The 14,257-nt window shown below is 73.1% G+C and carries 11 protein-coding genes; 5 read left to right on the plus strand and 6 right to left on the minus strand.

Translation table 11 applies throughout. The annotated features are described in order from the left end of the window. Positions 1-16 precede the first annotated feature (16 nt). Complete coding sequence (locus tag ACYQ8Q_RS13390; protein ID WP_460064733.1) at positions 17-925, minus strand: class I SAM-dependent methyltransferase; 909 nt, start codon at positions 923-925, stop codon at positions 17-19. A 153-nt stretch (positions 926-1,078) separates the two neighbouring features. Between ACYQ8Q_RS13390 and cobT the strand changes: the two genes are divergently transcribed. The 3 genes from cobT (at position 1,079) to ACYQ8Q_RS13405 (ending at position 4,631) form a co-directional block, all read left to right on the plus strand. Further along, positions 1,079-2,158 carry a nicotinate-nucleotide--dimethylbenzimidazole phosphoribosyltransferase gene (gene cobT, locus ACYQ8Q_RS13395; RefSeq protein ID WP_460064735.1) on the plus strand — a complete coding sequence of 360 codons (1,080 nt, stop codon included), beginning with the start codon at positions 1,079-1,081 and terminating at the stop codon, positions 2,156-2,158. A gap of 68 nt (positions 2,159-2,226) precedes the next feature. Further along, positions 2,227-3,906, plus strand: a complete 1,680-nt coding sequence (locus ACYQ8Q_RS13400) for a phosphatidylglycerol lysyltransferase domain-containing protein (protein WP_460064738.1) — start codon at positions 2,227-2,229, stop codon at positions 3,904-3,906. Then, positions 3,903-4,631, plus strand: a complete 729-nt coding sequence (locus tag ACYQ8Q_RS13405) for a hypothetical protein (RefSeq protein WP_460064740.1) — start codon at positions 3,903-3,905, stop codon at positions 4,629-4,631. The genes ACYQ8Q_RS13400 and ACYQ8Q_RS13405 overlap by 4 nt, the downstream gene beginning before the upstream one ends. Here the strand turns inward: ACYQ8Q_RS13405 and ACYQ8Q_RS13410 are convergent. Then, complete coding sequence (locus ACYQ8Q_RS13410) at positions 4,628-5,386, minus strand: hypothetical protein (RefSeq protein WP_460064742.1); 759 nt, start codon at positions 5,384-5,386, stop codon at positions 4,628-4,630. The two genes, ACYQ8Q_RS13405 and ACYQ8Q_RS13410, sit on opposite strands and share 4 nt — an antisense overlap. A 73-nt stretch (positions 5,387-5,459) precedes the next feature. On the opposite strand from ACYQ8Q_RS13410, the gene ACYQ8Q_RS13415 reads away from it, so the two are divergent. Next, the gene (locus ACYQ8Q_RS13415) at positions 5,460-6,254 is read left to right on the plus strand and encodes an adenosylcobinamide-GDP ribazoletransferase (protein ID WP_460073299.1); all 795 of its coding nucleotides are present in this window, start codon (positions 5,460-5,462) and stop codon (positions 6,252-6,254) included. On the opposite strand, the gene ACYQ8Q_RS13420 is transcribed toward ACYQ8Q_RS13415, so the two are convergent. The 4 genes from ACYQ8Q_RS13420 to ACYQ8Q_RS13435 form a co-directional block, all read right to left on the minus strand. After that, on the minus strand, positions 6,251-7,063 hold the full coding sequence (locus ACYQ8Q_RS13420) for an endo alpha-1,4 polygalactosaminidase (protein ID WP_460064745.1): 813 nt from the start codon (positions 7,061-7,063) through the stop codon (positions 6,251-6,253). The two genes, ACYQ8Q_RS13415 and ACYQ8Q_RS13420, sit on opposite strands and share 4 nt — an antisense overlap. After that, the gene (locus tag ACYQ8Q_RS13425; RefSeq protein WP_460064749.1) at positions 7,060-8,526 is read right to left on the minus strand and encodes a hypothetical protein; all 1,467 of its coding nucleotides are present in this window, start codon (positions 8,524-8,526) and stop codon (positions 7,060-7,062) included. Before ACYQ8Q_RS13425 ends, ACYQ8Q_RS13420 begins: the two co-directional genes overlap by 4 nt. Then, entirely contained in the window at positions 8,523-10,040 is a 1,518-nt protein-coding gene (gene pelF, locus ACYQ8Q_RS13430; protein ID WP_460064751.1) for a GT4 family glycosyltransferase PelF, read from the minus strand. The genes ACYQ8Q_RS13425 and pelF overlap by 4 nt, the downstream gene beginning before the upstream one ends. Positions 10,041-10,186: 146 nt before the next feature. Continuing rightward, a complete protein-coding gene (locus tag ACYQ8Q_RS13435; RefSeq protein WP_460064753.1) occupies positions 10,187-12,223 on the minus strand; it encodes a hypothetical protein in 2,037 nt (678 codons plus the stop codon). A 389-nt stretch (positions 12,224-12,612) separates the two neighbouring features. Between ACYQ8Q_RS13435 and ACYQ8Q_RS13440 the strand changes: the two genes are divergently transcribed. Then, complete coding sequence (locus ACYQ8Q_RS13440; protein ID WP_460064756.1) at positions 12,613-14,139, plus strand: leucyl aminopeptidase; 1,527 nt, start codon at positions 12,613-12,615, stop codon at positions 14,137-14,139. Positions 14,140-14,257 lie beyond the last annotated feature (118 nt).

The following is a 14,257-nucleotide window of genomic DNA, read 5'->3' on the forward strand; positions in this document are numbered from 1 at the left end:
GCCCGACGGCCCGCGCTCACCCGGTCTTTCGGGCGATCACCCGGTACGCGTTCGAGAAGCGGGTGCGGCGCAGGGCCGGGGCCAGGGCGTGGTCGGCGAGGGACGCGACGGCGGTGGCGAGAGCCGCGGCCCGGTGCAGGCGGGTGCGGTTCAGATAGAGGGAGGCCGCCGTCGAGAGGTCGTGGGGGGTGTGAGGCGCTCTGCGGTCCGTGGTGACGATGTCGCAGCCCTGGGACTCGAGTTCCACCAGGAGGTTGGCCGGGGGGATCAGATGGAGGTGGCGGGGCTGGTCGTGGGGGTGCCACCACTTGCCGAGGACGGTCGCCGACGCGCTGGTGGGGTCCGGGAGTTCGAGGAGGAGGTGGCCGCCGGGCCGCAGGGCGGTGAGCGCGGCGGCGAGTTCCTCCCGGGGTTCCCTGGTGTGTTCGAGGTGGTGGAGCATGCTGACGACGTCGTAGCGGCCGCGCAGACGGGAGAGGACGTCGGGGGCGGTGAGAGCGCCCAGGTGGGCCTCGTCCAGACGGCCCGCCGCCCGGGCCCGCCGCACGCGCGGGGTCACGTCCACCCCGTCGAAGGCCGTGTAGGCGAACAGCGCCTTGGCCGCCAGGGGGAAGTACGCGTCCCCCGTGCCCACGTCCAGCCAGCTCTCCGGCTCCGGGAACGGCAGCATCGCGCGGGCCGTCGCCCGCAGGCGCCGGGGGCTGTGGCGCCGGTCGCCCGGGCCGTCGTAGAGCGTCAGGCCCTCGGGGGTCAGGCGCGGGTTCTGGAAGGCGTGCGCGCAGTCCCGGCACTCGTCGACCACGAAGGTGCCCGGTCTGCGGTGGCGCAGGTCCGGTGACCGCAGTCGGGTGCGCAGGCGTTTCGATCCGCACCACGGGCAGTCGTCGCGGCGCGGGTCGTGGATGGGCCTGGGCCGGGAGGGCATGAGCGGCTCCGGGGGAAGGGCAGTCGCGAGCGCTACGACATTCCGCAGCAAAACGGAACGTATGGGATACCGATCTTGGGCGCAACGACGTCGCGCCTGTGGGCTGCCCATGTGCCGCCGAACCGGTCGCCCGGTGCCGGTACTGTTCGGCGAATGAGCTCGCTTAATCTCGACGACTTCACCGATCTGATCGAGCGCCCCGACGGCGGCGTCCGCCGCGACGCGGAGGCCCGCCGGGAACGTCAGATCGTGCCGCCCGGATCGCTGGGGCGCCTGGACGACCTGGGTGAGTGGCTGGCGGCGGCACAGGGTTCGGTGCCCGTGCGGCCGGTCGTACGGCCGCGGGTGGTGCTGTTCGCCGGCGACCACGGCGTCGCCGAGCTCGAGGTCTCGGTCCGGCCGGCCGGCACCGCCGCGGAGCTGGTGCGGGAGATCCTGGAGGGCGGCCGCCCGGTCTCGGTGCTCGCCCGGCGCCTCGACGTGCCCGTGCGGATCGTGGACATGGCGCTGGACTGCGAGCCGGACGCGTTCCCGGAGGACGTCGTACGGCACCGGGTGCGGCGCGGCAGCGGCCGGATCGACATCGAGGACGCCCTGACGGTCGAGGAGGCCGAGGCGGCCTTCCGGGCGGGCGTGGCGGTCGCGGACGAGGAGGCCGACTCCGGTACGGACCTGGTGGTCCTCGGCGATGTCAGCGTGGGCGGGACCACGGCGGCCGGAGTGCTGGTCGCCGCGCTGTGCGGGACCGACGCCTCCGTGGTGACCGGGCGGGGCGGCGAGGGCATCGACGACCTGGCGTGGATGCGCAAGTGCGCGGCCATCCGGGACGCGCTGCGGCGGGCCCGGCCGGTGCTCGGGGAGCAGCTGCAGCTGCTGGCGACGGTCGGCGGGGCCGACCTCGCCGCGATGACGGGCTTTCTGCTCCAGTGCGCCGTACGGAAGTTGCCGGTCGTGCTGGACGGGGTCGTGGCGGCCGCGTGCGCGCTCGTGGGGCAGCGGATCGCGTTCCGGGCGCCGGACTGGTGGCTGGCGGCGAACAAGAGCGGCGAGCCGGGCCAGGCGAAGGCGCTGGACCGGATGGCGCTGGAGCCGCTGCTCGACCAGGGCGTGAAGGTCGGGGAGGGCGCGGGGGCGCTGCTGGCGCTGCCGCTGGTGCAGGCCGCGGCGGCACTGGCCGCCGAACTGCCGGAGCGGCCGGCCCTCTCCGAGGGGGACGACGAGAAAGAGGAGTAAGAGGAGTAAAGGGACAGGCGGTCACAAAGGAGCGGTTTCCCGGAAGTGCACCCATATGATCACCCGTCATGGGAAACTCCCGGGTCGCCGCCGTCCTCGCCGTCTGGTACCTGCGTGCCGTCGCCTTCGTCAACTTCCTCAGCGCGGTGTGGGTTTCCCTGGGGCAGGACGTGCGACGGCACAACCAGGAGGACCTGTTCACGCCGTATCTGCTGACCGCCGGCTTCGCCTCCGGGGTGTTCACGGCGTTCCTGGCGATCACCATGCGGCGCCGCAAGCGCGCCGCGTGGATCCTCAACCTCGGGCTCGGCGGGGCGTTCCTCGCGCTGCTCGCCTTCGCCATGGTGTTCCCGGAGATCCGGCGGCACCCGCAGAACTGGGTGTCGCTGGCCCTGACCGCCGCCTTCGTGGGCGCGCTGGTGCTCGGGCGGCGGGAGTTCTACGCCAAGGGCGACCGGGCCAACCCCCGGCTCGCCGCCACCGTCGGCGCCGGCGGGCTGCTCGTCTCGTCGCTGCTCGCCGCCCTGCTGGTGACGGCGACCAACCGGGCCCAGGGGCCCTCCACGTTCGCCGAACGCTGGCGCTACGGGACCCTCCGCCTGGTCTCGATCACCGACTTCCGCTCCCCCGGCATCGCCCCGCCGAACTGGGTCGACGTCACCGTCAACGTGCTGAGCACGGCCCTCGTCCTGGCCGTCCTGTACGCGGCCTTCCGCTCCCGGCGGGCCGTGGACCCGCTCACCGAGGACGACGAGAAGCGGCTGCGGGAGCTGCTCGATCGGCACGGCGAGCGGGACTCGCTCGGGTACTTCGCGCTGCGCCGGGAGAAGAGCGTGCGCTGGTCGCCGACCGGGAAGGCGGCCGTCGCCTACCGCGTGGTCGGCGGGGTGTCCCTGGCCTCGGGGGATCCGCTCGGCGACCCGGAGGCCTGGCCGGGGGCGATCGAGCCGTGGCTCGCCGAGGCACGGGCGCACGGGTGGATCCCGGCGGTGATGGGCGCGAGCGAGGAGGCAGGGACGGTGTACGCCCGGCACGGGCTGGACGCCCTCGAACTCGGCGACGAGGCGATCGTCGAGGTCGCCGACTTCACGCTGGAGGGCCGGGCCATGCGGACGGTCCGGCAGGCGTACAACCGGGTCCACCGCGCCGGGTACACGGTGCGGGTACGGCGGCACGAGGACATCCCGGCCGACGAGCTGGCGTATCTCCTGCGCCGTGCCGACGACTGGCGGGACGGGGCCACCGAGCGCGGGTTCAGCATGGCGCTGGGGCGGCTCGGGGACCCGCAGGACGGGCGCTGCGTGATGCTGGAGTGCACGGACGCGCACGGCGAGCTGCGCGCGTTGCTCTCCTTCGTGCCCTGGGGCCCGCGGGGGCTCTCCCTCGACCTGATGCGGCGCGACCGGGACTCCGACAACGGCCTGATGGAGTTCATGGTGATCGACCTCCTCCGGCGCGCCCAGGAGGTCGGGATCACCCAGGTCTCGCTCAACTTCGCCGTGTTCCGCTCGGTCTTCGAACGGGGCGCGCGGCTGGGCGCCGGGCCCGTGCTGAGGCTGTGGCGCTCCCTGCTGAGCTTCTTCTCCCGCTGGTGGCAGATCGAGTCCCTGTACCGCGCCAACGCCAAGTACCGGCCCATCTGGGAGCCCAGGTTCCTCCTCTTCGAAAAGAGCGCGGACCTGCCCCGCATCGCCCTGGCGTCGGCCAGGGCGGAGGGGTTCCTGGCGGTGAGGGAGACCCGTCGGTGAGGGGTCGTGCCGTGCGGTGGGCCCGTGCCGAGTGGGGACCGCTGTACTCGGCCGTGCGCGAGCCCCTGGTGCGGCGGCGGTGGCGGGCGGTGGCGACGACGCTCGCGGCGGTGTGTCTGACGTCGGTCCTCCAGCTCGTCCAGAACCGGTCCTGGGGCTACGGGCCGGTGCAGGACCTGGGCGCCGTCCGGGCCGCCGACCCCCTGTGGCTCGCCCTCCTGCGCACCCCGCTCTCCCTCTTCGTCCCCGCGCTCGACCTGCCGGTCTGGGGTGCCCTCGCCCAGCTCCTGCTGGTGTTCGGCCTCGCGGAGACCTGTCTGGGCCGTCGGCGCACCCTGGCCGTGGCCTACGTCGCGACCCTCGCCGGTACCCTGTACGCCCGCGTCGGCATCGCCCTCGGCTGGCTTCCCGCGTCCGACGCCGTGGTGGTCGACACCGGCCCGTCAGCAGCGGTGGTGGGCCTGGCGGTGTACCTGGGCTGCCGCTACCGCGCGTACGTCACGGCGACTGCGGTGTTCGCGGCGATGCTCCTGGAGGTCGCCCTGAAGAACAACCTGGCAGGCAAGGAGCACTTGGCTGCGATGACGGCGGTTGCTCTTCTGTGCCGGGCAAGATCGCTCACCTCAGGGGCGCGGGGCTGTATCGATGTGCGGCTCCGCCGCGGGGCGCGACCAGCCACAACGCATCCGCACCCGCCGAGCGACAGCCGCACCCACCCCCATTAGGCCCCCTTGCGCGACAGCTCCGCGTCCGTCTTCCCCCCGAGCCAGTCCCCCAGCACCCGCCCCGGCCCCACCCAGCGCCGGTCGTGCCGGTACGCCCGCAGGATCGCCCGCGCCCGGGCCCGCGGCCGTCGCCGGTAGAACCGCCGCGCCCAGGGCGACCCGGGCCGGGCCAGCCGCACCAGCCCGACCAGCCCGATGAACGGGATGAACACGCTGAACACGGCCATCTTGATCTTGCCCTTGAACAGCACGGTCAGCGACAGCAGGAAGTTGACGGCGACGGTCACCAGCACGGTCCCCCGGTCCTGGAGCTCCGCATCGCTCATGTCGTTCACCCCGAACGGCGCCGACCCCACCAGCAGCAGCCCCCCGAGCGCGGCCGTCAGCACCACCGCCTCCACGCTCTTGCGCCCCGCCTCCGTCCAGTACACGTCGTCGAGGTGCAGGATCAGCGCGAACTCGTCGAGGACGAGCCCCGCCCCGATACCGAAGACCACCGCGAAGACCCCGGAGCCGAAGCCCCGCGCCCCGCTCGCCACCGCGCCGAAACCGCCCGCGATGATCAGGACGACCCCGGGGACGACATGGTGGATGTGCACCCCGCCGGAGCTGATGTTGCCGAAGGGGCCCTTCCCCGCCCGGATCAGGCGGGTGATCATCCGGGTGATCAGGAAGGTGAGGACGAAGGCGGTCAGCGCGAGGAGCAGGGGGAGTTTCCCCGGCTCGACGATGTTGCGCTGCACCCATTCGCCCATGTCCCCAGTGTCGCGGGCGGCGGGGTGCGCCGCCTCGCGGGAACGGCGTCCGGGCTAGTCTGCCGCCGTGTCCATGACCCCGCCACCGCTGCACGGCCTCCGCTTCGCCTTCGGCACCCTCACCGTGCTCCCCGTACGGGTGAGCCGCTGGGACCGGGAGGCGGCGCGCGGCGGCATGCTGTGCGCGCCCGTCGTCGGGCTGGTCGTCGGGGGCGGCGCGGCGGGCCTCGGTCTGCTGCTGCTCCTCCTCGGCGCGGGCCCGCTGCTCGCCGCCGTGGGCTCCGCCGCCGTACCCGCCGTGCTCACGCGCGGGCTGCATCTCGACGGGCTGGCCGACACGGCGGACGGTCTGGGCAGCGGCAAGCCCGCCGAGGACGCGCTGCGGATCATGAAGCAGTCGGACATCGGGCCGTTCGGGGTGCTCACGCTGGTGTTCGTGCTGCTCGCCCAGGTGGCGGCGCTGGCGCGGCTGTACGACGACTCGTGGGCGCGGGGTGCGGTCGCGGCCGTCGTCTCGGCGGTGGCGGCCCGCCTCGCCCTCACCCTGGCGGCGCGGGCGGGTGTCCCGCCGGCCCGGCCGGAGGGGCTGGGCGCGGCGGTGGCCGGCGTGGTCCCGGTACCGGCCGCGCTGACGGTGACGGCCTTGTCCACGGCCGCCGCCGCGGCCTGCGGCGCGCTGTCCGGGCCCTACGACACCGCCCGCGCCCCCCTGGCCCTGCTCGCCGCGCTGGCCACCGCCGCACTCCTCCTGCGGCACTGCGTCCGCCGCTTCGGCGGCGTGACGGGAGACGTGTTCGGCGGCGTGGCGGAGACAGCGGCGACGGCGGCCCTGGTGGCCCTGACACTGGGCGGTCGGCTGGGCGGCTAGCAGGCCTCCCGCCACACCCCCAGCTCGTACTTCTTCAGCAGCGAACTGAGCTTCAGCCGCCGGGACTCGGCGCAGAAGTCGCTGGTCGGCAGCTCGTACTCGACATGGAAGACCGCCTTGTCCGCCTCGATGAACGGGGTCATGTCCGCGCACTCGTCGTACTGCGCGCACTGCTCGTTGACCGCGAAGTCGAAGTCGTCGACGAGTGCGGGGATCTGGTCGAGGTCGTTCTTCAGGCCGACGGACATGCCCCGTTCGTGCGCGAGGCGGGCGAGCAGCCGGTTGTAGCGGAGCTGGTCGGCCGCCTTCAGCGGGAAGCCGGTGGTGTTCTTGTAGCCGTCCATGTTGTCCGGCTCGACCGCGTCGAAGCCCTTGTCCCGGCACATGTCGAGGCGCGCCGCCATCAGGGGTTCGAGGACGTCCACCGCCCGGATGTCGAGCCAGCGCTCGCCCTTCCAGCCGTTGCCCTTGCCGATCACCGCCTTCGGGAAGTCGTCGGCGTCCGGGCGCCAGTCCTCCCAGGCGCCGGTGGACAGGTAGCAGATGACCTTGCGGCCGTCCCGGTGCAGGGCGGCGACGGTCTCCTCGGAGTGGTCGAAGCCGTCGATGTCGTACACCGGGACGTCCACGGAGGTGTCCAGCCTGCCGCTGAGCTGCCACTGCCAGTCGGTGCCGGGCCGGGGCTGCCAGCGCTTCCCCGTGGCCGTACCGGCCGGCTCCGGCTGGTCGGACCGGCCGTCGGAGACCGTCGTGCAGCCCGTGAGCAGCAGGAGCAGGGACGCGGTCGCGAGGAGGGATCGCGTGTTCATCGGTGGGCCGTCGCTCTTCCCAGGAGTGTGCGGATCAGCAGCGCCTGGACGGCGGCCGCCGTTGCGTACACCGTAAGGGCCACCCCGTGCGGGTCGGTGAGGTGGGTGAGCAGGGCGAGGGTCTGGGCGAGGGCGGCGGCGCAGCAGACGGCGGCCGGGCCGCGGACCGCGCCGAACGACTGGAGCAGCAGCCCGGTCCACAGCACCACGCCCAGCAGGAGCAGGTCCGCGAGGCGTACGGCGGTGAGGCCGGGCGCGTCCGGCCACAGCGCGGTGGCGATCGGGCCGAGGGCCAGGAGGACCAGCAGGTAGGCGGCGAGGCATCCGGCGCCGGTGCGCAGGGTCGCCCGCCGGAAGGCGTGCGGGGTGCCCGTGGTGCGCAGTCCGGCCAGGCTGCCGCTGCGGAAGCGGTACAGCAGCCACTCGGCGGGTCCCATGCTGAGGGTGAGCGCCACGGCGGAGGGGGCGGCGAGCGCACTGTGCTCCTGCCCCGCCAGGACGTCGCCGAGGGCCGCGTACAGGACGAGGGCGCCGCTGCCGAGGCCGAACAGGGCGTACGGCAGGGAGGCCGTCGGCGCGGGGGCGTCGGCCCTGGGGACCGGCTCCCGTACGGAGGCCCGCTCCCGCCGGGAGGGCGCGACCGAGAGCAGTGCGAGCAGCATCACCGCGGCCAGTGAACCCAGCAGCAGGGTCAGGCCGAGCGGGTCGGGGACGGGGCGGGCCAGGGCCAGCAGGGCGCCGGCCGGGAGCGGGGTCAGGGCGGCGAGCAGGGCTCGTTCGCGGCCGAGGACGAGCAGGGTGGTGGAGGCGCCGAGGTAGCAGGACTGGCCGGCGGCGAAGGCCACGGCCGCCCCGTCGGCGGGCCCGGCGCAGGCCAGTGCGGTCAGCGCGCCGAGCAGGGCGCCCACCGGGGCCCCGACGAGGAGGCAGCGCCGGGCGGCCGCGCGGTCGCCGAGCCCCAGCCAGGCGTACGCCCGGTGCGACAGGCCCTGGTTCCAGGTCCAGCCGAACAGCGCGCCGGCCAGCAGCGGGACCGTGCCCGGCGGCAGGCCGGGGGCGCCGGCCGGGCCGGTGAGCAGCGGGGCGCCGAGGACGTACGCGAAGCCGGGCAGGGCGAAGACGAGCCCGCGCAGGAGGCAGGCGCGCAGGCCGACCCGCCAGGGGTCGTGCGGCGGCGCTTCGGGTTCCGGGTGGCGGCGTGGGACGCGGGCGTAGAGCTCCTCGGCGAGGGCGAAGGAGTTGCGCACGCCGTAGCGTTCGCGGATCTGGTCGTCGGAGAGGCCGTCGGACTCCAGCACCGCGGCTATCTCGTCCGGGTGGACGGCGGCGGCCGCGAAGTCGCCCAGCTGTGCGGCGAGCCGGTCGACCGGGTCCGGGGCGGCCCAGGAGGGGGTCCGTGCGGTGCGCTGCCGGGGGACATGGGGTCGTGTGGCCGTCTCGCCGCCGGTGGTCCCGCGCTTCACCAGCCCGTCCCGTCCGTCGCCACGGCCCGGTACCACGGGTCGCGCAGTTCCCGGGTCCAGTCGGCGACCGTCTCGACCGTGGGTTCGTAGACGTCCAGGCCCGCGAGTTCCTGGTAGATCGTGCGGAAGTGGTCGACCGAACGGCGGAGCGTGAACCGGTCGATGACCCGCTGCCGGGCCAACGCGCCGAGCTTCAGGCGCCGTTCGTCGTCCTTGAGGAGGGTCAGGGCGGCGGCGGCCAGCTTCTCCGGTTCGCGTGGCGGGACGACCAGACCGGTGTCGCCGACGGCCTCGCGCACACCGCCGACGTCCGTCGACACCGTCGTACGGCCGCAGGACATGGCCTCGATGAGGGAGAACGGGAAGCCCTCGGAGATCGAGGACAGCAGCACGAGATGGCCGGCGGCGTAGGCGCGCGAGACGTCGGTGACGCGGCCCTCGAAGGTGAGGCCGTCGGTGACGCCGAGTTCGGCGGCGAGCTTCTCCAGCCGGGTCGCGTACTCCTCGCAGCCGGGGGACACCGGGCCGAACAACCTCAGTCGGGTGTCGGGGAGTTCGGCGCGGACGACGGCGTAGGCGCGCAGCAGGGTTTCCAGGTCCTTGATGGGGTCGATGCGGCCGCACCAGGCCAGGGTGGGCACGTCGGGCTCGGGTCCGGCGTGCGGGAAGGCGTGCGGGTCGACGCCGTTGTAGACCGTGCGGATCTTCTGCGGGTCGGCGCCGCCGCGCTCCTCCCAGCGGCGGTTGTACTGGTTGCAGGGCGTGATGAGGTCCGCCGCGCGGTAGCCGAGGGTGTTCAGGGCGCGGTGGAAGCCGAGTATGAAGGCCTTCACCGGCCAGCGCTGTGCCTCGCGTCGGCTGCCGAGGTAGCGCTCGCGCAGATAGATGCCGTGTTCGGTGAGGAGGAACGGCACGCCGTCGAAGTGGCGGGCGGCGAGGGCGGGCAGGGTGGCGAGGCCGCTGCTGACGGCGTGCGCGACCGAGTCGGCGGGGACCTTGAAGCCCAGCGGGCGCAGGGCGTGTTCCAGCAGGTCGATGGCGGTGAGCGCGTCGTGCACGGTGGGTGCGGCGGCCGCGGTGGGCAGGTGCGGCATGGTCCAGATCGCCAGCAGGGCGCGCAGCGCGGTCTCGGTGCGCAGGGCCGCCGAGAGCCGGCCCTCGCGGGCGAGCGCGGCCAGTTCGTAGAGGCTCTCGCCGAAGTCGCAGGGTGACTCGGGGTCGAGGATCGAGAGCAGCAGACGTTCGTGGGCGTCGCCGAAGCGGCGCAGGTCCCTGCCGTACGGCGGCCGGTGGCGGCCGGGGCGCGGGCCCCAGGTCGGCACGGAGCTGTGGCGGCGGACGTTGGGCGGCAGCTCCCAGGTCACGGGTTCGCGGCCGCTGCCGGAGAGCGAGACGACGTGGAAGTCCACTTCCGGCATGCCCTTGACGAGTTGGTCGCACCAGGTGCTGACCCCGCCGTGGACGAGCGGGTAGGTGCCTTCGGTGAGCATGGTGACGCTTCGGCCTGTGCGCATCGCTGCGCGGCCTCCCCCTGGTTGTGCGGATGGTGTGGGGGGAACTGCGGACCGGGTGCCGGGTGCGGGTCCGTGGTGGCTGGTCGCGCAGTTCCCCGCGCCCCTGGAGGGCGTGCGCTTCGCGCGCCCTCCAGGGGCGTTGGTGGTTACGCCAGCTTCAGCGTGAGGGTGTTTCCGAGGCTGCCTGCCGTGGTCCAGTCCGAGCGGCGGCCCGCGTACGGCGTGCCGAAGACGGAGGTGCCGATGAGCTGCTGCTTCTTGGTGCCCTCCGGCGCCGTGACCGGGATCTGGGTGCCGTTCGGCGCGGTGATCGTGACCGTGTTGCCGATGCGGTACGCGGTCACCTTGTTGGCGGCGACGGCGGCCTGCCAGGCGGCGCGGCGCTGGAGTTCGGTGCCGATGGCGCTCTGGCGGAGGTTCTCCAGGGGGGTGTTGTCGGCGAACAGGGCCTTGTAGTCGGCGAGGACCTTGTCCATGACCGGGTAGAGGAGGCGGTCCTCGGCCAGGTTGGACTGGTGGGCGTAGTGCGGCCGCGGGTCGTTGCTGATGGCGTGGCCGAGGTCGGTGCGGGCCTCCTGGGGGACGATGAAGTCGTCGTAGCCGGTCGCCGTGTCCAGCGGCTGGGAGAGGCAGGTGGAGGACGCGTTGCCCTCGCAGATGCCGCTGCCGCCGTCGGCCTTCGAGGTGTAGATCCAGTTGTACTCGTCGGCCATCTCGGCCTTGGTGCCCGTGTTGTAGTACACGTTCATCGGGTAGCGCGGGACGGTCAGCGCGTTGCCCACGGCGCGCTGCTCGGGCTCGCGCGAGTTGTCCGAGGCGATCCACCTGACGCCGTTGTCGGAGAGCGCGCGGGCCAGGTTCGGGTTGTCGTTCGGCTGCTGCGGCAGCGTCTTGAGGCCCGAGTGCTCACCGGTGACCAGCTCGGTGCGGTCGACCGGCAGGCCCTTGGCCGCGGCCCAGTTGTTGTTGTCGCGGATCTGCGCGGAGATGTCGGCGCGGCTCATGTACTGCGTCGAGCCGTCGGCGTTCTTCGCGCAGCTCCACGGCACGGTGGAGGTGTCCTGCACACAGCCGAGGAACGGGTGGGTGTAAGTGTGGTTGATCCAGCGGTACTGGGCCTTGTCGGCGAGGAGCCGGTCGGCCATGGCGTCGGTGCCGCCGTTCTCGGTCTTCCACTCCTCCCCGGCGCCGGCGTTGTACACCATGTCCATGGTGAAGCCGTGTTCCTGCTGCCACTGGGCGGCGTAGGCCGCGTCGGCGGCCGTCATCCGGATCGGGGTCTCGCTGTCGTCCCCGCCGCCGACGCAGTCGATGTCGCCGGGCGTGCAGTTGCGCGCGGCGTCCCAGCGGGCGTCGGGCGCGAACACGTCGTCGACGTGGACGGCGAAGTAGTTGCGGGCCTGGCCCAGGTGGACGCCCTGGGTGAGCCACTCGACGATGCCGCGGGCGAGCAGCCGGAACTGCTGCTGGTACTGGTTGTAGGCGAACGTCACGACCAGCTCGCGGCGTCCGTCGTGGGCGTACTCGCCGACCAGGCTGCCGGTGCCGCCGCCCCCCGGCAGCGGTGCGTCGACATAGCTGGTGTAGCCGGCCCTGGGCGCCGCCAGGTAGCCGTAACTCTCGCCGATCGTGGGCGAGTTGTCCTCGAAGGTGAAGCCGCCGTCGAGGTAGCCGAACCAGCCGGCCTGGCCGGCCGTGGTCACGGACGCCTGCTGCCCGTCGAGGGAGCCGGAGTAGTTCGCGTACTCCAGGCCGACCTCGGGGTGCGCCCAGGTGTAGGCGTCGACCTGCGGGATGCCGTACGTCTTCTCGTACGTCTCCAGCGCGGTCTGCTCGGCCGAACCGGCCCCGAACGGTGCCTCGTTGGGCAGTACGACGCCCTGGAACCTCGCCCTCGCGGTCCCGTTCACCGTGTCGGCCAGGAAGGCCGCGGTGATCGTCGGCCGGCTCGCGGAGTTCAGGTCGACGACGGTGTACGGGATGCCGGTGCTCTTCAGCTGGGCGGTGATGGCCTGCACGGGGGTGTCCCCGTTGTCCACGACCAGGACCCTCAGGTCGATCCGCGGCTCCCCTGCCGCGGTGGCGCCGGGTGCCGCCCCCAGACTCAGCGCCGTCAGCCCCGCGGCCGCCATGAAGGCGGCGGCGTTCTTGGCGTTTCTCCACATGTGCGCACGCTGCGCCATGGTGTGTCCTCCCCCAGAGATGGACCTCCGCGCGGGCAGCAGGCATGGCTGTGCCGATACGGCGAAGGATCCGTGGAAATCGTGCGAAACAGCGAAGTGATCTCTTCGCCGGAACCCGACGAGTGTGACCCACCTCATGGAGTGCCAGGATCCAGAAATGGCTACGACGCCACAGACAGGTGAACGCTCGCGTGCATGAGCGAATGCGCAGGCACGCGTAGGCTCGTTGCGGGGTTCGTCACGCCGGTTCGCCGCGCCGATGCGACGCACCCCGGATGCAACCGCGCCTCCGGCCGAGATCAGACACCGTCTAGGGTCTGCTGCCGGGCCCGGTCGACCCACCCATTCCGGCCACAGCAACTCCACATCGGAAGCGAGATTTCACCACCGTGACTGCTCTCACTCTCAGCACCGCCGCGGCGCCCGGCCTTCGGGCCGACGCGATCGTGATCGGTGTCGCCAAGGGCGTAAAGGGCCCGATCGTTGCCCCGGGCTCCGAGCCCGTCGACCTGGCCTACGACGGCCGCCTCGCCGGCGTGCTGGAAACCCTCGGTGCCACCGGCGCCGAGGGCGAGGTGACGAAGTTGCCCGCCCCGGCCGGCTTCAAGGCGCCGCTCGTGCTCGCGGTGGGGCTGGGCGCGGAGCCCGAGAAGGACGCCTCCTACGACGCCGAGGCGCTGCGCCGGGCGGCAGGCGTGGCCGCCCGCACCCTCACCGGCTCCAAGAAGGCCGCCTTCGCCCTGCCCCTGACGGACGCCGCCGATGTCGGCGCGGTCGCCGAGGGCGTGGTGCTGGGCGCCTACTCCTTCGACGCCTACAAGCAGAACGGCGCCGACGCCAAGGCCAAGAACGCCAAGGCGCCGCTCGCCGAGGCCGCCCTGCTCGGCGGGAAGCCGCGCGACGCCGCCCACAAGGCCGCGCTCGCCCGTGCCACGGCCGTCGGCGAGGAGCTCAACCGGGCCCGCGACCTCATCAACATGCCGCCGAACGACCTCGACCCCGAGGCGTTCGCCACCCTGGCGCAGACCGCGGCCAAGGAGCACGGCATCAAGGTCCAGGTGCTCGACGAGAAGGCCCTCGCCAAGGGCGGCTACGGCGGCATCCTGGGCGTCGGCGGCGGCTCCGCCGCGGCTCCGCGCCTGGTCAAGCTGTCGTACACCGCCTCGAAGGCGGACAAGCACCTCGCCTTCGTCGGCAAGGGCATCACCTACGACTCGGGCGGCATCTCGCTGAAGCCGGCCGGTCACAACGAGACGATGAAGTGCGACATGAGCGGGGCGGCGGCGGTCTTCGCCGCCGTGGTCGCCGCCGCGCGGCTCGGCCTCCAGGTCAACGTCACCGGCTGGCTGGCGCTGGCCGAGAACATGCCGTCGGGCACCGCCACCCGCCCGGGTGACGTGCTGCGGATGTACAGCGGCAAGACCGTGGAGGTGCTGAACACCGACGCGGAGGGCCGCCTGGTCCTCGCGGACGCGCTGTGGGCGGCGTCCCAGGAGAAGCCGGACGCGATCGTCGACGTGGCGACGCTGACCGGCGCGATGATGCTGGCGCTGGGCAGCCGGACGTTCGGCGTCATGGCCAACGACGACGCGTTCCGCACGGCCGTGTACGAGGCCGCCGAGGAGGTCGGCGAGCCGGCCTGGCCGATGCCGCTGCCGGAGCACCTGCGCAAGGGCATGGACTCCCCCACCGCCGACATCGCGAACATGGGCGAGCGGATGGGCGGCGGGCTGGTGGCCGGTCTGTTCCTGCGCGAGTTCGTGGGCGAGGGGATCACCTGGGCGCACCTGGACATCGCCGGGCCCGCGTTCAACGAGGGCGGGCCCTTCGGGTACACGCCGAAGGGCGGCACGGGGACCGCGGTGCGGACGCTGGTGCGCCTTGCCGAACTGACCGCGGCGGGTGAGCTGGGCTAGTTCTCCGGGCTGGGGAACTGTGCGCCTGATCACTCGGGTCCGGCCGTCCGTGGGGCGGGTGCGGGCCGGATGTGGCTTGTCGCGCAGTTCCCCGCGCCCCTTGGTCGCGATACGTGGG

The organism is Streptomyces sp. YKOK-I1, from assembly GCF_054660435.1.